The organism is Psychrobacter pacificensis (assembly GCF_018336615.1).
GTDB lineage: Bacteria > Pseudomonadota > Gammaproteobacteria > Pseudomonadales > Moraxellaceae > Psychrobacter > Psychrobacter pacificensis.
This window is the reverse complement of sequence record NZ_CP048752.1, coordinates 2,240,820-2,258,502: the sequence shown is the minus strand read 5'-3', so window position 1 is coordinate 2,258,502 and position 17,683 is coordinate 2,240,820. Positions and strand designations below refer to the sequence as shown.

14 protein-coding genes are annotated in these 17,683 nt (G+C 45.7%); 8 read left to right on the top strand and 6 right to left on the bottom strand.

Annotation, left to right across the window (positions count from 1 at the left end; all coding sequences use genetic code 11):
- The first annotated feature begins 4 nt into the window (after positions 1-4).
- The 3 genes from nuoM to GYK50_RS09450 all read left to right on the top strand — a co-directional run bounded on the left by nuoM (position 5) and on the right by GYK50_RS09450 (position 4,114).
- Entirely contained in the window at positions 5-1,627 is a 1,623-nt protein-coding gene (gene nuoM / locus GYK50_RS09460; RefSeq protein WP_212564542.1) for an NADH-quinone oxidoreductase subunit M, read from the top strand.
- 3 nt (positions 1,628-1,630) lie between these two features.
- Positions 1,631-3,109 (top strand): NADH-quinone oxidoreductase subunit NuoN, encoded by a 1,479-nt coding sequence (gene nuoN, locus GYK50_RS09455; protein ID WP_071003293.1) that lies wholly within the window; start codon positions 1,631-1,633, stop codon positions 3,107-3,109.
- Positions 3,110-3,286: 177 nt separating this feature from the next.
- A complete protein-coding gene (locus GYK50_RS09450; protein WP_212563789.1) occupies positions 3,287-4,114 on the top strand; it encodes a ferredoxin--NADP reductase in 828 nt (275 codons plus the stop codon).
- A gap of 100 nt (positions 4,115-4,214) precedes the next feature.
- Here the strand turns inward: GYK50_RS09450 and GYK50_RS09445 are convergent, their stop codons facing one another.
- The gene (locus tag GYK50_RS09445; RefSeq protein ID WP_313906971.1) at positions 4,215-4,994 is read right to left on the bottom strand and encodes a hypothetical protein; all 780 of its coding nucleotides are present in this window, start codon (positions 4,992-4,994) and stop codon (positions 4,215-4,217) included.
- 332 nt (positions 4,995-5,326) lie between these two features.
- On the opposite strand from GYK50_RS09445, the gene GYK50_RS09440 reads away from it, so the two are divergent.
- On the top strand, positions 5,327-6,214 hold the full coding sequence (locus GYK50_RS09440; RefSeq protein WP_212563787.1) for an energy transducer TonB: 888 nt from the start codon (positions 5,327-5,329) through the stop codon (positions 6,212-6,214).
- A gap of 176 nt (positions 6,215-6,390) precedes the next feature.
- A complete protein-coding gene (locus tag GYK50_RS09435) occupies positions 6,391-7,266 on the top strand; it encodes a mechanosensitive ion channel family protein (protein ID WP_212563786.1) in 876 nt (291 codons plus the stop codon).
- A gap of 11 nt (positions 7,267-7,277) precedes the next feature.
- Here the strand turns inward: GYK50_RS09435 and ybeY are convergent, their stop codons facing one another.
- A complete protein-coding gene (gene ybeY, locus GYK50_RS09430; protein WP_186474905.1) occupies positions 7,278-7,883 on the bottom strand; it encodes an rRNA maturation RNase YbeY in 606 nt (201 codons plus the stop codon).
- Positions 7,884-8,168: 285 nt separating this feature from the next.
- Complete coding sequence (locus tag GYK50_RS09425; protein ID WP_058024365.1) at positions 8,169-9,254, bottom strand: PhoH family protein; 1,086 nt, start codon at positions 9,252-9,254, stop codon at positions 8,169-8,171.
- A 602-nt stretch (positions 9,255-9,856) separates the two neighbouring features.
- Here GYK50_RS09425 and GYK50_RS09420 point away from each other — a divergent pair.
- From GYK50_RS09420 to GYK50_RS09410, 3 genes are all read left to right on the top strand, one after another.
- Positions 9,857-11,164, top strand: a complete 1,308-nt coding sequence (locus GYK50_RS09420) for a UbiH/UbiF/VisC/COQ6 family ubiquinone biosynthesis hydroxylase (RefSeq protein ID WP_212563785.1) — start codon at positions 9,857-9,859, stop codon at positions 11,162-11,164.
- 166 nt (positions 11,165-11,330) lie between these two features.
- Positions 11,331-12,590, top strand: a complete 1,260-nt coding sequence (locus GYK50_RS09415; protein WP_212563784.1) for an FAD-dependent oxidoreductase — start codon at positions 11,331-11,333, stop codon at positions 12,588-12,590.
- 27 nt (positions 12,591-12,617) lie between these two features.
- Positions 12,618-13,310: an OmpA family protein gene (locus GYK50_RS09410; RefSeq protein ID WP_093070684.1), complete on the top strand. Its 693-nt coding sequence runs from the start codon at positions 12,618-12,620 to the stop codon at positions 13,308-13,310.
- A gap of 36 nt (positions 13,311-13,346) precedes the next feature.
- Here GYK50_RS09410 and GYK50_RS09405 read toward each other — a convergent pair whose 3' ends face one another.
- From GYK50_RS09405 to nadA, 3 genes are all read right to left on the bottom strand, one after another.
- Complete coding sequence (locus GYK50_RS09405) at positions 13,347-14,258, bottom strand: LysO family transporter (protein ID WP_212563783.1); 912 nt, start codon at positions 14,256-14,258, stop codon at positions 13,347-13,349.
- A 196-nt stretch (positions 14,259-14,454) separates the two neighbouring features.
- A complete protein-coding gene (gene nadB, locus GYK50_RS09400; RefSeq protein WP_420070456.1) occupies positions 14,455-16,437 on the bottom strand; it encodes an L-aspartate oxidase in 1,983 nt (660 codons plus the stop codon).
- Between the two features lies 1 nt (position 16,438).
- Positions 16,439-17,578 carry a quinolinate synthase NadA gene (gene nadA, locus GYK50_RS09395; RefSeq protein WP_212563782.1) on the bottom strand — a complete coding sequence of 380 codons (1,140 nt, stop codon included), beginning with the start codon at positions 17,576-17,578 and terminating at the stop codon, positions 16,439-16,441.
- Positions 17,579-17,683 lie beyond the last annotated feature (105 nt).

The following is a 17,683-nucleotide window of genomic DNA, read 5'->3' as shown; positions in this document are numbered from 1 at the left end:
GATGATGGAGTTACAACAAACGTGGATGCTGCCAGCATTAATCGCAATTCCTTTTATTGCAGGATTGCTATGCTGGTTGGTGGAGCGATTTAATAAACGTCTGCCGCGCTGGATTGCCTTGATCGGTATGATGTTGACCTTTGCTTTGTCATTAGTACTTTGGCAGCAGGGTGATTTTAGCGGTATGAGTAAGCAGGTCATCGCGCCAGATGCTGCCGTGCCTTGGGTCGCTGAATTTAGTATGCCGTGGATACCGAGCTTTGGTATTAGCTTTCACTTGGCGCTAGATGGTTTGTCACTGATGATGGTAGTCTTAACAGGCTTGCTTGGTGTGGCAGCTGTTGCCTGTTCGTGGAATGAGATTCAGCGCCGCGTTGGCTTTTTCCACCTAAACTTGCTATGGAGTTTGGGCGGCGTTATCGGGGTTTTCTTAGCGATTGATCTGTTCTTATTCTTCTTCTTTTGGGAGATGATGCTGGTTCCTATCTATTTCTTGATCGCGCTTTGGGGTCATGATGTGGTTGGCAAAACCAAAGAATACGCCGCAACCAAATTCTTTATCTATACCCAAGCGTCTGGGCTTATCATGCTCATCGGTATTTTGGTATTGGTCATTATCAGCTACGCCCAAACTGGGGTGGTCAGCTTTAACTATAATGACTTGCTCGGTACGTCACTTGGCGGCTGGGAATATCCCATCATGCTGTGCTTCTTCATTGGTTTTGCGGTGAAGTTGCCTATTGTACCTTTTCATGGCTGGTTGCCAGATGCGCATGCGCAAGCACCAACGGCAGGTTCGGTGGATTTGGCAGGTGTGCTCATTAAAACTGCTGCCTATGGTTTGATTCGTTTTGTGTTGCCATTATTTCCAGCCGCGTCACAAGAGTTTGCACCGATTGCCATTACCTTAGGTACAATTGGTATCTTCTACGGTGCTTGGCTCGCGTTTATGCAGACCGACATGAAGCGTCTATTGGCATATACCAGTGTCTCGCACATGGGCTTTGTGGTACTAGCAATCTATGCTGGAACATTACTCAGCTTACAAGGTCTGATGATTCAGATGCTTGCGCACGGGCTTAGCTCAGCTGCACTATTTATCATGGCAGGGCAGCTATATGAGCGTCTGCATACACGTGATTTGACCTTGATGGGTGGTATGTGGGGACAGTTCCGTTACTACGCACCGATCTTGATGTTCTTCTGTGCGGCGCTGCTGGGTATTCCAGGTACAGGTAACTTCATTGGCGAGTTCATGATTTTGTTTGGCTCCTTTGCTCAGTATCCTGTGTTTGTGGTATTTGCGACATTCAGCTTGGTGCTCGCAGGTCTATACTCACTTATTTTGATTCATCGCGCGTTATTTGGTGAAAACAACATCGCTGCATTGGCAGAGCGAGAGACTAAGTCACATGGTTTGCCTGCACGTCGATTAAAAGATTTGGGCAAGCGCGAGCTGTCATTACTATTGATGTTAGCGGCTGGTTTGGTATGGCTCGGTTTATATCCACAGCCGTTCCTTGATACCTCAAGTCACGCGATGCAGTGGATCAACAATGCATATATATATAGTCAAGTGACACAGGTAGATGCGTCGCAACTGCTTGATGTAATGGAGGCACGTTAAGTCATGAATGAGATTACAATGAATGATTTGATAGGGCTTGTGCCTTACGCGCCGATTATCGCCGTAGTGATTACGGTACTCGTGGTGATGATTGCCATCACTATCAAGCGCTCGCATATGGTTACTGGTACAATCACCGTAGTCGGTTTGAATATTGCTCTGGTTACGTTACTTGGGCAAATGACGGGCTTTATTGAAAGCGGTGCTATTGCGCCAAATGCTGAGCAGTTATTTGTGATTGATAACTTTGCTCAGTTCAATATGGTGATAGTTCTAGTTTGTGCCTTGGCGTGTTGTACGCTATCCTATGCGTATCTGGCCGATCTAAAAGACAATAAAGAAGAGCTATACTTGCTCATGCTGTTATCGACCATTGGTGCATTACTCATGGTAAGCGCGCAGCATATGGCGTCATTCTTTATGAGTCTTGAGATGCTGTCAGTACCATTATATGGTTTGCTCGCTTATACTTATATGCGTAACCGCTCGCTTGAGTCAGGACTAAAATATCTAGTATTGTCGGCGACAGCGTCAGCGACTTTACTCATGGGTATGGCCTTTATCTATGCAGAAGTAGGCTCGTTGGCATTTAAGCCAATCAGCATGGTATTGGGCAATATTTTTGAATCGCCACTACTGATATTGGGTGCGGCGATGATGATGTTTGGTATCGCCTTTAAACTCTCGGCTGCGCCCTTTCATATGTGGACGCCAGATGTTTATGAAGGCGCGCCTGTCCCTATTGCGACCTTTTTGGCGTCTGTCTCAAAAGTTGCCATGATGGCGCTGGCGGTTCGATTCTTAATCGATACCTCTTTATTGGCATTGCCATCGGTGCAAATGTTATTAATGGTGATGGCAACCTTGTCTATCTTGGTAGGTAACTTGTTGGCTGTGCGTCAGACCAGCCTCAAACGTCTATTGGGTTATTCATCCATTGCGCATATGGGTTATGTGATGATCGTTATCGTTAGTATTGGCGCTGCTGCTGATAGCATTTCTAGTATGTATATGGCGGTGTATGCCTTTACGTCTATCGGTGCCTTTGGTGTGGTGACATTGATGTCGAGTCCATATCGCCTATCTGGTGAGGCTGATGAGCTGACACATTATCAAGGGCTATTCTGGCGTCGTCCAGTATTGACGGCCGTGATGACAATCATGATGCTGTCGCTGGCTGGTATTCCATTGACCGCAGGCTTTATCACCAAGCTATTTGCGATATTGGCTGCTGTACAAGGAACCAACTGGTTCTTAGCAGCGATGATTATCCTAGGTAGTGCGATTGGTCTATTCTACTACTTGCGCGTGTTACTCACACTGTTCAAGCGTCCTAAGCAGTTCATCGAGTTTGACGTGTCCGGACAATGGGGTATTCGTACCGGCGGTATTATGGTTATTGCGGTGACGGCCATTATCCTGTTCTTTGGTATTTTGCCAAATAGTATGATCGAATGGGCAAGCTTGGCTCGTATTTGGTAGATTCAATGATTTATGCGATAAGATAAGCCATTTGTTGCTTATCTGTTGTTACGGTTAAAAAACCAAGATGCGCCCGCTTTATGATAAGCTTGGCGCATCTTTTTTTGCTTAATTTTTGTCTTTGGCAAACTTATCTTATAAAAATACCATTTAATAAAATATGAGTGATGAACAGTTATGAGTGATAATATTCAAACGGTAACGGTGCTCAGCAAAACCACATGGACGCCAAATTTATTTAGCTTTACCGTCAGCCGTCCTGATAGTTTTAAGTTTACTGCCGGACAGTTTGTGCGCTTGGGTGTCAATCCGAGTCAATTAAAATATTACCAACAGGTTGAGGCAAGTGATGAAGTCTCTAATGAAGCATTGAATGAAGATATCTTTCGAGCGTATTCGATTGTGTCTTCGCCATTCGATGAGGTGCTAGAGTTTTTCTCCATTGTGATTCCTGATGGTGCCTTTACTTCACAGCTGCAACATCTACAAGTGGGCGATGAGTTACTGCTTAATACCATGCCATTTGGATTCTTAACGTTAGCGCGTTATCAAAAACCATTGCCAAAGGATTTGTGGCTGCTCGCGACAGGGACTGGTCTTGCACCGTTTTTGTCGATGCTACAAGACCTAAAGACATGGGAAGATTACGAGCATATCGTGCTAGCCTATAGCGCACGCTCGACGGATGAGCTTGCGTACGTTGAGCAAATCGAGCGCTTGCAAGACGATTTTGGCTCGCTGGTTGATAATCCTGCAAAGCTGATTTTCATTCCTATCGTCACCCGAGAGACTGTCGACGGCGCGTTATCAGAGCGTCTGCCAAAGCTGTTATTAGAAGGCACGTTGCAAGCGCGTGCGGGTATCGATTTGGATGTCGATACGACGCATGTCATGCTATGTGGTAACCCAGATATGGTGGATGATACCAAAGAGGCGTTAAAGACATTGGGTCTGGTGATGAATCGCCGCGGTGAGGGTAATATCGCTGTTGAGAACTATTGGTAGGGGCAGCTAACGATTGTCTCATTTAATAAAAAACGCTGCATCTATCAGGCCAATAACCTGTGAGATGTAGCGTTTTTTTGGAGACATCGTTTATGGATCGTTATTCTTGGCTGGGTTCGGTGGCATCGTCTACAGGGTTGATAGGGCCTTGCATCAATTGCGGCTCATCATCGTCGCTAATGATATCTTCGTTATTGCTTGAGGCCAATAAGTCACGATAGTTAATCTGCGCCTTCAAAACCATTTGCTCTTCTTCAAGCTTTCCATAGTTGACCTGTACTTTATACAACGTACTCATGATCTTTTTGTTGTTTTTTAGCCAGCGGTTAATATCGAGGTAAATCACTTCATCTTTTGGGCGAGCAATATTGACGTAGGAGAGAATAAAGCCCAATGGGTCTTTTTTGAGGACGCTATGATAAAACCAAATAGCAAGCTTGATCCCTTGGCGCTTAACAAAAGACTCGCAGCGTAGATTTAATATATCGGTATACGTCTGCTGACCAAACACAAAACGTTGGACATTACGATCGAGCTGCACATGTATCAAACTAAAATTACTGGCCACTTCAGCGTAAATACCGCCAGCATTAACCGTGCAGTATAAGCGAAACCAATCATCATGCATTTCAACGCGCAGCTCTAGTATGGCTTTTACATTATCCGTTACAAAGCTTTGTAGCGCCTCGTTGACGTATTTTTGTGCGACTGGTAGGGATATCTCATCTTCGAGTTTGTCTGTTGTTTTATGATAGATGTCTTTAACCGATTGAGCGATACGCTCCCAACCACTATCAAGTGACTCGTCAAAACGATAGCCGATGTTCTCAAAGAACTCGTCAAAACTGTCTGAATTATTCACGTTATCAAAGTCGCTCAAACTTATTATCCTTATAATTATAGGGCTTAGCATTACCATTCTAAAACAGTATATAACAAATACCGTGGCTTCAAAATGGACACATGCGTTTTATGACAATTCATTTGATATCATAAAGACGATACCTGTTTTATAACATTTTTAGTGATAGGGATTTGTTTTAAGTAGATGAAAGGTTGTAAACACTGACTGATTAGCGCCATCTCTCGACACTATCGGTTGGGCTAGCGACATAGTTTTATGTCATGTTATGATAGCGCCGACATATATTGTGCATATCACTACATGCTCATTCATAAACCATACGCCTTACCTATCAGCTGAGACCCATTGTGGCCTATATCAAAGACTCACAGAGCTACCATTTTTCGGCGCAGCCTCCCAAGCGTGATGTGAGCTTACCTGTAGCGATTGTCATTGCGGTCGCCATACACGTATTGATTATTTTTGGCATCAGCTTTTCGATGGGTAAAGACCCGGCTGCTATGATGCAGGATGTAGCAAAGGCGCTCACCGATAATATGAAGCCAAACGAAGACGCGCATTTTATTGCCAACGCCTCACAAGAAGGCGGCGGTACCATAGAGGAGCGACTGAGACAAGAAAATGACCAAGTGAGTCCATTGTCTGCTGAGCAAATGAGCGAGACACAAGACGTCATCAATCTACAGCGCCAAGTGCGACAGCAGCGCTACCAAGAGAGCTATCTGCGCACCACGTTAAGCTGGCGTCAGGCGAGCGTAGAGTCGGATAATGATAGCAAACAAGCACAAGATGACATCATGGCACAAGAAGCGCGTCTGCGTAAGCAAATCGCTACTTTAGAAGCGCAATTGTCTCAACGTCAGCAAGTCTATGCGACCAAATCCAAAGTGGTCACTATGGATAGTAACTCGACCACGCGCGGGGCAGCAGCTGACTATATCAATACTTTCCGTGAGCATGTCGAGCGTGTCGGCAATCTGCATTATCCTGTGCAAGCACGGGCGCAAGGCATTACGGGTGAAGTGCGGCTCATGGTCATCATTAGTAATAATGGCAATATCAAAGCCATTCGTCTGCTAGAAAGCTCAAATTCGACGATACTGGATGAGGCCGCAAAACAGTCAGTACGACAAGCGGCCCCCTTTGGACAATTTACCAAAGAGATGAGTGATATTGTCGAGTTACGACTGATACGTACTTATCGCTATAGCGACGAAGTGGATGTCACCTACTAACGCCACAAAACGAAAATTACAAAACTAAAGCGATAAAAAATCAGTGACACGATAAATAAACATAGAATATCAACGAATACGTCATAATATTTGACGACAATAATTAAGATTAATCGGCAATTAAGATTAATCGACACCCAAATTTATAACACACCGCTATCGAGTAAAGAGTTAGTATGGAATTTTTAGGTTTTACAGTAGATGTTGCGACGCTCACCAGCAATGCATTAGAGATAGTCATCAAGGTGGCTTTGGCAATACTTATATTTATCGTTGGACGTTGGCTTGCCAAAAAAGCCGTCGACTTTTTTGGTCGTCTCATGGCGCGTAGTCATTTAGATGAAACCGTGACGGGCTTTTTAAGCCGTCTGTTGTATGGCGTGCTATTGGTTGTCGTAGTCTTAGCCGCACTTAGCAAAGTTGGCGTACAGACCACCTCGGTCGTTGCTATCTTGGGCGGTGCCGCGGTTGCAGTTGGTTTGTCACTAAAGGATCAGCTATCAAATTTTGCCGCTGGCATTATGATCGTGACTTTTCGCCCATTTGTACGCGGTGATTATGTGCAGATCAGCAGCTATACGGGTACAGTGACAGAGATTACCTTGGTCAACACGCATCTAACGACCATTAACAATCATGACATCATTATTCCTAACAGCGACATCACAACCTCAGCGGTGGTCAACTATACAGCACTACCCAATCGCCGCGTCGATATCACCGTGGGCATTGGCTATGATGCAGATATCAAAACGGCCAAAGATCTGATGCTGAGCCTCGCCAGAAATAACCCGTTGTCTTTCACCGATCCTGAGCCTATTGTACGAGTGACCAATCTTGGTGACAATTCAGTTGATTTGACATTGAACGTGTGGACAACCAATGCTGACTGGTGGACCATGCAGTGCCAGTTGCTTGAGCAGTTCAAACACGCATTGGATGATGAGAATATTGAGATTCCATTCCCGCAGCGCAGTATCCATGTCAAAGGCTTGGATCAAATGATCAATCAAATGGGTCAAGCACAAAAGCTGCCGACCACTAAAGATTGATTAAGACCGAATCAAAGATAAGGGTTTGGTAGGTTTAGGCCTGCCAAAATCTCAATCTCAAAGCGCTCCATCTCATCTTGCTCGGCCTCTCCGAGCTCATGATCAAAACCCAGTAGGTGCAGCACGCCATGTATCAGTAAATGACTGATGTGCTGTGCCACGGTTTTGTCTTGCTCTTGTGCCTCACGTACCATGACCTCATGACAGATAATAAGCTCACCAAGAGACAGTGTTGGCATTAGTCCGATGATGGCGACAGGCAACTCACTTGGATAAGACAAAATATTGGTCGCATAGTCCTTACCGCGTGCCTCTAAATTGAGGGCTTGGCCTTCGATTTCATCTGTAATATATATATCCAAGGTTTTAGGTTTTTCTTGCCACAGCTCAGAACCGATATCTGCAAAGTAGGGTAGTGTCAGACCTTCATTGATGCGCGCGTTCATATAATCTAAAGTTGCCATCATGACAGATAATAGATACTTACGATCATAAAACGTATCAAGCGTCTCATCATCGATACTATCGGCTGCATTAATATCCAGTGCTACCAAGCTGTCATCATCATTAGTGGTACTATGATCTTGGTGGCTATTATTACTGTCAAATTGGTTCATATCGGTGTCCTGTTTTATTATAAATGGGCGTGTTTAGTTGGCTATACTCAATCTAGACCATGCCTCACCCAAGTAATGCTAAACCTAAGCAATCTCTGCCAAGAAAAAACCGGACTACTTTAGTAATCCGGTTTTTCTATGCAATATAAATCTTTATAGTAAATTGTTCTAGCGTTATTATAGTTGATCCAATTTAAGAGCGGTACAAGGCAACCGAGTGCAGATGTATATGTCATACTTCAAGCGAAGTTAACGCTATAACGCTTTTATAGTGGATTGACTATATTATAGTTTGGCAGCAGCATTAGCCACAGCTTGTCTACGTTCTTGTTCTTTGATACGTTCAAACTTACGTTTTTCTTCTAGAGCCATTTGCTCTTCATCGTACACGTCATACGCTTCAACGATTTGTTGTACCAACTGATGGCGTACCACGTCTTTTGAATCAAATTTGGTGATATGAATCTCTTCGATGTCTTTTAAGATCTCCATCGCTTGCGCGAGACCTGACTTATGACCGCGCGGCAAATCGACCTGCGTGATGTCGCCAGTAATCACAGCCCGTGAGCCAAAGCCCAAACGTGTCAAAAACATTTTCATCTGTTCAGGCGTGGTGTTCTGTGCTTCATCCAAAATGACAAAGGAGTTATTGAGCGTACGACCACGCATATACGCAAGCGGGGCGATTTCGATGATTTGTTTTTCGATCATCTTGCCAACTTTCTCAAAACCTATCATCTCATAGAGCGCGTCATACAATGGACGCAAGTAAGGGTCAATTTTTTGCGTCAAATCACCAGGCAAGAAGCCTAGTTTTTCGCCAGCTTCTACAGCTGGACGCACGAGCAAGATACGCTCAATCTCGTTACGTTCTAGCATATCGACTGCACAAGCGACCGCAAGATAGGTTTTACCAGTACCAGCAGGGCCAATACCGAACGACACATCAGAGCTTAAGACGTTTTTTACATAGCGCTGCTGGTTGCCACCGCGCGGTATGATGCGACCTTTGCGCGTACGCAGACTGACGGGCGTAAACTCATTGGCCTCATCTGATTCTGCATCCTCGATATCATCATCCTGCTCATCGTCGTCCATATCCTCATCACGCGAGATGCTAGATTGGATAATCAGATGCAGCTCTTCTGCGCTGATATCCTTGGTGTTTTGGGCTTCATCGACCATCTTGTAGATGATGCGCTCACCGCGCTCGACAGCGGTCACATCGCCACTTAAGCAAAAATCGCCTTGGCGTTGCATGATTTTGATATCGAGGCGTTCTTGGATGTATTTCATGTGATTGTTATATTCACCAAGCACGGTTTTGAGCTGTGCTGGCGTTAGGGATTCAAACTTTATACGGCGGCTCATGGTATCAGTCAAGCGATTATCCTTGTATTGTATGCCCGGCGCTGTGATTTCATTTTGATAGCGTCACGGGTTTCAGAGATAAAGTAGTTAGTAGCGTTATATGGGTGTTGAGTAGTTATAGTAGATACTAAAAATGACGGTAATATTATTGTTGGTTTTGTAGAAGATAATAAATAAAAGTCTTGCCTTCATTATGGTAGAGAATTTTTAAAATTCAAGCGCTACATTGAGCAGATAGCGTTGTTTTTGTATGTCGATTGCAATCAACACACTACTCTAAATCGAGCCAATGGAATGTCTATTAAGTTCATTTATCGGTTAGATAACATCATCAGTGAAAAGTAACGCTCGCATTGAGAGATGAATAAGTTAAGTTTTTACTGATTTTACCGATATAAACCTTGCTTGCGATGAGGATGGACGAACGATTTGTCTACGGTTAGAGCACAGCAGGATAGGCAATTTGTGGTAATCTATGAGCGATATTACAGCGTTTTACGATTGAGCAAAAAGCAGCCTTTATCAGATAAAGGCTATCTAATAAAACGGCTATCAATCACTAAAGATCTCTATACCCAAAAATTATAATAGGAACAACAACGATGCAAGAGACAGGTTCACCTTTATCCAATTCTAAAAGCCTACCTGAAAAAAGAGAAGAAATCACCGACCAACAGGTGCTTATCGTTGGCGGCGGTCATGTCGGTTTGTCTTTTGCCTTACTACTGGCGCATCACGGTATTGCGAGCACGTTATTAGAAAAAAATCGCTATCCCACTATTAGTCCGTCCGATGATCGTACGCGCCGTCATTACCTAGACAGTCGTAACACAGCGCTATCGCGGCGTACAGTACAGATCTATCAAGAGATTGGTCTATGGGACGAGCTACAAAGCCATGCGTGCCGAATTGATAGCGTGCAAATTAGTGAGCAAGGTAGCTTTGGGCGCGCACAGCTCAATAAAACCGAAGAGAAGGTTGAGTCCTTTGGGCAGGTAATGGAAAATGCGTGGCTAGGGCGAAAGCTCTTATTAGCCGCGCAGCAGTCGCCACTCGTGACTTTGATTGACAATGCCAGCGTTAATACCGTTGCCCAACAAGTGGATGGCGTGACGCTGAGCTTTAGCAACGATGACGAAGCAGAAAACGAGCAACAGCTGCAAGCCAGCGTATTGGTTGCCTGTGATGGACGTGACTCTACGGTACGTCAATTGTTAGATATCGGCACCACAACCTATGACTATCAGCAAACCGCTATTGTTGGTGTGGTAGAGACCGATAGACCGCATGAGCATGTAGCGATTGAGCGTTTTAGCCCAGCAGGGCCACTGGCGGTGCTACCGCTGACGGACCCAGAAGGTGATGGCAATGACACCTATCAACAAGGCTATAGACGCTCTGTGGTTTGGGTCTGTCCAACAGGTGAAGAAACCAAATATCTAGAAGACGACGCGCATTTCTTGCAGACGCTACAGCAAGCGTTTGGACAACGCGCGGGCAAGTTTGTCGCTGCTGGTCGCCGCGGCGCGTATCCGTTATCGCGTGTGCTAGCAGATAAGCAGGTCGAGGGTCGCTGCGTTATCATGGGCAATGCCGCTCACACCCTGCACCCTGTCGCGGGTCAAGGGTTTAATCTGTGTATGCGAGATGCGCATGTATTGGCGCAAATGATGAGCTCACAAGTGCTCAAAGGCGAAGACATCGGTAATGCACAATTACTAAAGCGCTATGAGAAAGCGCGTCAAACGGATCAAAAGCGGGTGATTCGATTCTGTGATGCCGTGGTACATGGCTTCACGCATCCTAATCCCGCCATTAAGCTGGCACGAAATATGGCATTACTGGCCTTTGATAAATTGCCAAATATCAAGCCATTGGTGGCAACCTACGCGATGGGTTTAAAGTCATAGCGCTATAGTTAATCCTCTTTAAAAGAGTGACAGCGTTAACCTCGCTTGCAGTATTGCCTATACATCTGCACTCGGTTGCCTTGTCTCTCTTGTAAACTGAATCAACTATATGTAATTGAGATTGATAATAAGCATTCTAATATTGAGCAATATTGAGAGACACCTTATGAAAAACAATCATACGCTGATTATCGGTGGCGGTATCGTTGGCGCGACGCTCGCGCTAAAGCTGGCACAAAATAAAATGCCAGTGACCTTGGTTGATGCCCGTCCTGCGCGTGACGAGTCAGCGTGGCAAGCGGTGCTAAGCAAACGTGACGCGCGTGTCTATGCGCTCAGTTTGGCGAGTATTAATTTGCTTACAGAGGTTGGCGCGTGGCAACACATTACCGCATCCAAACGTAAAGCCGACTATTCCCAAATGCAGGTATGGCAGTTGAACGGCATGGGCGAGCTATTGTTTGGTGATAGTGGTGACCAAAACGCTGCGCCTGAGATACTCGGTAGTATGGTGGAGCCTGCCGTTATTGAACATGCATTATGGCAGCGTTTGCATGAAGCGGATGTCAGCGACTATCTGACGGTTATCGCTGGGCATAAAGTGGTCAATATGGACTGGCTAGGTGCACAGCAAGGTTACCGTGTGACCTTGGATGATGGGACAGCGATTGATGCGCGTCTGTTGGTTGGTGCTGATGGTCGCGGCTCATTTGTCCGTCAGCAAGCAGGGATTGGGCTCGATACGCTCGATTATAATCAAACAGCGATTTGCTGTGCGATTCAAACAGAGAAACCACATCAAGCGACTGCTCGTCAAGCCATGTTGCCAACGGGGACGCTAGCGCTCTTGCCGCTAGCGGATATTATTGATGACGATAAGGTAAATCCACAACATTGGCAATCTATCGTATGGACCTTGCCGCCCAATCAGGCATTGGCATTGATAGAGGAAGACGACCGTTTTATCGCGGATAAACTCGCAGCGGCGAGTCATTACGAGCTGGGCGCTATAAAGCAGATTGAGTCCATCGCCAGTTTTCCTTTAGCAGCACAACAAGCAAAAAACTACGTCGCTGATAACTTGGTACTCATCGGTGATGCCGCCCATGGCGTGCATCCGCTAGCAGGCCAAGGGTTGAACCTCGGTATGCTCGATGTAAAAGTATTGTGTGAGCAGTTGATGCATGACTTTACCCGTAGTGGCGGCACGCTGTGGGGCAGTAATCAAACGCTGCGTCATTATGAGCGCTCGCGTCGTCCGCATAATAGCCTGATGATGCACAGCTTTTCGGCACTGAACTGGTTATTTGCAGGGTCGCTTGCACAAACTCGTCCTATTCAGCAACTGCGTAGCGAAGGCATGTACCGCGTTGGCAAAATTAAGCCGTTGATGCGCTTGTTTGCAAAGCAGGCGAGTGGAATTTAGGGACAATAGCTTAAGGATGAGTAGCTTATGAATATTAAATCATTGAATATAGTGACGGTTGCTATAAGCACTTTATTGTTAATAGGCTGTCAAACCACAACCAGTGCGCCACCTAGCGATATACCTCAGATTGATAATATTGTTACTTTGATACCGGATATTCCTGATTCAGATGGCGATGGCGTACTTGATGATATAGACGAGTGTCCTGAAACGCCACCTAGCGTAGTGGTTGATGCTAAAGGCTGTCTTATAGAGGTCTATACCAGTGGGCTTGAAATGGAATTTAACGGCTTTTTCCCGCCAATGAGCAGTCAATTACCTGCTATTTATAATGAAGATTTTATAACTATGGTAAAAAGTCTCAATGAGTATCCAAAAGCTAATGTTTTTATTTTTGGTCATGTAGCAGCAAATGAAATTAATCAAGACTCTTTAGCGCGCAATCGGGCGCTTATCGTCAAGAATACTTTAGCATCGCAGCATGGAATTGATGCTAAGCGTATGCGTACTTATGATTGCTCAAATAATATTTTTGTTGAAAATACAGATAATATAGATCGTAACTTTAAAGCGCTTAATAATGAAAGTATTGAGTCAAAACACAGCCGAGTAACCTTAAAGGCCAGCAGTTCAGTACAGGACTTAACGAATCTTGAATATGACTATTATATAGAAATATATGGTGAGTACGCTAAGTACTGTGAGCTCTTCGAATAATAACGACTGATTTTCATCAACCTTTAAAAGTTAACCTTATCCCAACGCCGAAAAAAATACCATCAGCACGGGTGAGACAATATTAATCAAAAAGCCAAAGCTAATCGCTAGTGGCACGACTTTTAGACCACCTGACTGTTGAATGATAGGCAAGGTAAAGTCTAAGCTGGTCGCACCGCCAAGCCCGACAGCAGCCGAAGGATATTTGCGCATAAATACAGGAATGAATAGCAGCGCAAAGAACTCCCGTATCAAGTCATTAAACAGCGCGACACTGCCCCAAATCGCACCGTAAGCATCGGTCATGACAATCGCGGATAGCGAATACCAACCAAACCCCGACGCCATAGCCAAGCCTTTTGTCCACGATACATCGCTAAACATCAGCGCAAAGACCAGCCCGCCTACCAATATCGAGAGGGTAAAGATAATACTCATCTCCACCCCGCGCTTATTGAGCAACACTTCTTTTAGGGTGATGCCTGAGCCTTTAAGGCCAATACCGACCAACAAGATCAAAATCATCAGCATGACCGTCATAGAGTTTTCAGGTGGCATATAATCAGCAGGCAAGAAGTAGCCAATCACCATCCCAATCACCACGCAGACGACCTGTAATAGGCTACCTCGAATACTGACACGATGCTCTTTAGATTTGACGCTTGGTTTTTTGGCATGCCATGGTCGTACGCGGTCAAATACCATCAGTGCAAACAATCCTGTGCCTATTGTCAATATGGATAAGACAGTCACGTACAGGGCAATTTCGCCAACTTGATTACCCAGCCCTTCTACCTGTGATAGCTCAATACCGATCAGTGCCAAGATAAGATAGACTAAATAAGACAAGCCTGTATCGGCAAGTTTGGTCATGGTTGGGTTAGAGGGAATGGCAAAGCCAATAAACATTGGCATCAAGACCAAAACGAGGGTAATTAGGCTTTGCATGGTGGTCAGCTCGCAGCGATTTTAACAAGACATTTTAGGAAGCTTGCGATTGTACCATAACCCTGAGCGAATACTAAAAACCCACTAGGTAGCCTGCATTGATTGATATTTTGTGAGCTGATAGGACTTGCGGCAAGTTAATCAATCTCTGCTATTGGCTGACTTTTTCTAGGACGTTGATGTGCACACTGCTCCGTCAAGCAATCAACGTTTTCCACATATTGTTTAGCGTTTTCGATATATATATAGATTGAGCAGAGGAGATATGTTGCTGATATGGCTCACGCTGCGGCCCAACCACACTTGCCCGAGGAGTAGCCGCTAGATTTGGATAATCATGGCGATAATGTCCGCCGCGACTCTCCATACGCTGATAAGCAGACTGAATAATTAAAGTCGCTAAAGCAAGCTGTCTGGTTAATTGAAAGCATGCAAGTTCGCTAGCAGTAGTAGGGCTGCGTCTATTACTTGCGTCGGATTGATCAGACTCAGCATCTGTGAACCAGTCTTGCCACTTTTGTATTTGGGTTAATGCTTGTTCTAATTGTCCCGCGCTACGGGTGATACCCATGTTAGTGGTCATGAGTACTTTTAGTTCTGTGGCTATGGTTGCGACATCAGTTTTTGCCAGATTAGTGTCAACAACATCGAGTGTTTTATTGCCATGACCATATTGTTGTGCAACAAGCCCAGAGATAGGCAAGACCACAAGCTGCGTATTTGTAAGAATTGGCGCTGACCAAAACTCAATCGCTGATTGAGCTGCCTCATAATAAATGTCACCATTTATCTCTTCTAAGTCTTCTAAACGTTCTAAATACTGAGGCAAATGGTCTGCGATATTACGACCAACCACCACGCACTCCAACAGCGAGTTACTTGCTAAGCGGTTCGCCCCATGTAGCCCTGTATAAGCGACTTCACCAGCCGCATAAAGTCCTGGTACATCCGTCAATCCATTGGCATCAGTCACCACACCGCCACAGCTATAATGCGCCGTCGGGGCAACTGGAATAGGATCTGTCGTGATATCAATCCCGAGCGTTAATAGCGTTTGGTAAATCTGCGGGAAATGCGCTTTTACAAAGTCAGCAGGCAAGTGACTGACATTAAGATACACGTAGCCAAGCCCATTGTTATCGATCTGCGCGGCTATCGCCCGAGCGACGATATCTCGTGGTGCCAATTCAGCACGTGCGTCCACGTCCAACATAAAGCGGACACCCGTCTTTGGACAATATAACCGTCCCCCTTCACCGCGCAGTGCCTCAGATATCAAAAAGCTGCTGTCATCTAGCGCTAAGCCTGTTGGGTGAAACTGAATGAACTCCAAGTTTGCCAAGCGGCAGCCTGCTTGCCATGCCATCATCACGCCATCACCGACGCAGACGTTAGGCGCGCTGGCACGCTTGAATAATTGACCCAAGCCGCCACTAGCCAGTACCACTGCACGACTATGAAAGGTGAGCGGGCGCCCATTGATATGATCAAAGATAAGCGCCCCTCGGCAGCAATGTTTAGCATCGCTATTATCTGTAAAAAAAGGCTTGTCGCTCGCTATAGGCAGTGTCAGTAACTCAAGCGCTTCATGATAAGGCAAAATAGTGATATTGGTAGCAGCTTGCGCTTTGATGGTTAATGCGTCCATCACGTGTCGACCCGTCGCATCATCTGCATGGGCGACGCGTCTACAGCCGTGACCGCCTTCTTTTGTTAAATGCAAGTCACTGGTCTGTAACTGAGAAAATTCCTGTGCGCTTGTATTATCCAAAGCGTTAGGTGAGTTCTGCGTAAAAGGGACACCTTGCGCGCATAGCCACTGAACCGCTTGCTGTCCTGCACCCAAGATACGGGCAGTATTATCGGGTGTGCAAAGCCCGGCACCAGCCACTAAGGTATCAGCGACATGATCATTTACAGAATCCTCTTTGTCTAAGCTTGCGGCAATGCCGCCTTGGGCATAGTGACTTGAGCAAACCTCAAGTGCCGCTTTACTCAAAACCGTGATATTCAGTGACTTCGGTAGCGATAACGCTGTACTCAAGCCTGCCAGTCCAGCGCCAATGATAAGGACGTCAGTTTTGACAATATGGCTCATGTGACTACTCCTATAGTTATCAGGAATACAGTTATCAGGGATGGTGGTACGGGTTTGATTGGCTGAGTGCGGCTGACTCATGCTAGGCTGCCCCAACATTGGCAAACAATGCACGGTCTTGGATGATATCGCCACTGGCCGCCACACGTTGCTTTTGTGATTCAGCAAAATCAAGCATACGTTGTAAGGGTTTTCTAGCGGCGGCGGCAAGCTCAGGCGTCATTAGTACCTCACCGCTGTTATTGGTCAAGCATTGCTCGATACCTTTTAGGCCATTCATCGCCATCCAAGGACAAAAGGCACAGCTCTTACAACTTGCGCTTTCACCAGCGGTAGGTGCTGCCAAAAAGCGTTTGTTCGGTGAGCGTTTTTGCATTTCATGCAATATGCCTAGGTCAGTTGCAACGATAAAGGTGTCAGCATCCATCTCATACGTTGATTGCAACAGTTTACTGGTTGAGCCAACAACATCAGCGAGTGCCACCACGCTATCGGGCGACTCAGGATGTACCAAGACCTTGGCTTCTGGGTACTCGGCTTTTAATTGCAGCAACTCAGTGGCTTTAAACTCATTATGCACGAGGCAAGACCCTTGCCAAAGCAGCATATCTGCACCTGTCTCACGAGCGATGTATTTGCCCAAATGACGGTCAGGCCCCCAGATGATCGGCTCACCTTGCGCATGCAAATGACGGACGATATCGATACCGACCGATGATGTCACAACCCAGTCAGCGCGGGCTTTTACCGCGGCGCTGGTATTGGCATAAACGACCACGGTACGTTCAGGGTGGGCATCACAAAATGCGGAAAACTCATCAGCAGGACAACCCAAATCGAGCGAACATTCCGCCTCCAAATCTGGCATAAGCACGGTTTTTTCCATACTTAAAATCTTTGCTGACTCGCCCATAAAGCGTACACCAGCGACGACTAGGGTCTGGGCGCTATGGGCTTGTCCAAACCGAGCCATCTCAAGCGAGTCACCGACGCAGCCACCTGTCGCGAGGGCTAAGTCTTGGATAAAAGGATCGACATAGTAGTGTGCAACGAGTACCGCGTTATTGTCTTTTAAGAGTTTTTTGATGTTTTCTTCAACCACGAGTCTTTCAGCACGAGGCAAGTCTGCTGGCATTTTTGCTCTGGCATATTCGATGTTCATCTGAGTGGCGATGCGATTGTCGGTACTCATGATGGGTGCGTCGTAAGGATAACTTTTCATAATGGCAACCTCTGTTGGCGCTATAGTGATAAATGGTGTGCTAAAACAAGATGTTTGGTTAAATAAAATTAATCCGTTGTTTTAATTATGCTCATTTTGAGTATA

What these genes read in the sequence shown, in the direction of transcription:
- nuoM (WP_212564542.1), top strand. Translation starts at nt 5, where the DNA reads ATGGAGTTACAACAAACGTGGATGCTGCCAGCATTAATCGCAATTCCT.
- nuoN (WP_071003293.1), top strand. Translation starts at nt 1,631, where the DNA reads ATGAATGAGATTACAATGAATGATTTGATAGGGCTTGTGCCTTACGCG.
- GYK50_RS09450 (WP_212563789.1), top strand. Translation starts at nt 3,287, where the DNA reads ATGAGTGATAATATTCAAACGGTAACGGTGCTCAGCAAAACCACATGG.
- GYK50_RS09435 (WP_212563786.1), top strand. Translation starts at nt 6,391, where the DNA reads ATGGAATTTTTAGGTTTTACAGTAGATGTTGCGACGCTCACCAGCAAT.
- ybeY (WP_186474905.1), bottom strand. Translation starts at nt 7,883, where the DNA reads ATGAACCAATTTGACAGTAATAATAGCCACCAAGATCATAGTACCACT.
- GYK50_RS09425 (WP_058024365.1), bottom strand. Translation starts at nt 9,254, where the DNA reads ATGAGCCGCCGTATAAAGTTTGAATCCCTAACGCCAGCACAGCTCAAA.
- GYK50_RS09420 (WP_212563785.1), top strand. Translation starts at nt 9,857, where the DNA reads ATGCAAGAGACAGGTTCACCTTTATCCAATTCTAAAAGCCTACCTGAA.
- GYK50_RS09415 (WP_212563784.1), top strand. Translation starts at nt 11,331, where the DNA reads ATGAAAAACAATCATACGCTGATTATCGGTGGCGGTATCGTTGGCGCG.
- GYK50_RS09410 (WP_093070684.1), top strand. Translation starts at nt 12,618, where the DNA reads ATGAATATTAAATCATTGAATATAGTGACGGTTGCTATAAGCACTTTA.
- GYK50_RS09405 (WP_212563783.1), bottom strand. Translation starts at nt 14,258, where the DNA reads ATGCAAAGCCTAATTACCCTCGTTTTGGTCTTGATGCCAATGTTTATT.
- nadB (WP_420070456.1), bottom strand. Translation starts at nt 16,437, where the DNA reads ATGAGTCAGCCGCACTCAGCCAATCAAACCCGTACCACCATCCCTGAT.
- nadA (WP_212563782.1), bottom strand. Translation starts at nt 17,578, where the DNA reads ATGAAAAGTTATCCTTACGACGCACCCATCATGAGTACCGACAATCGC.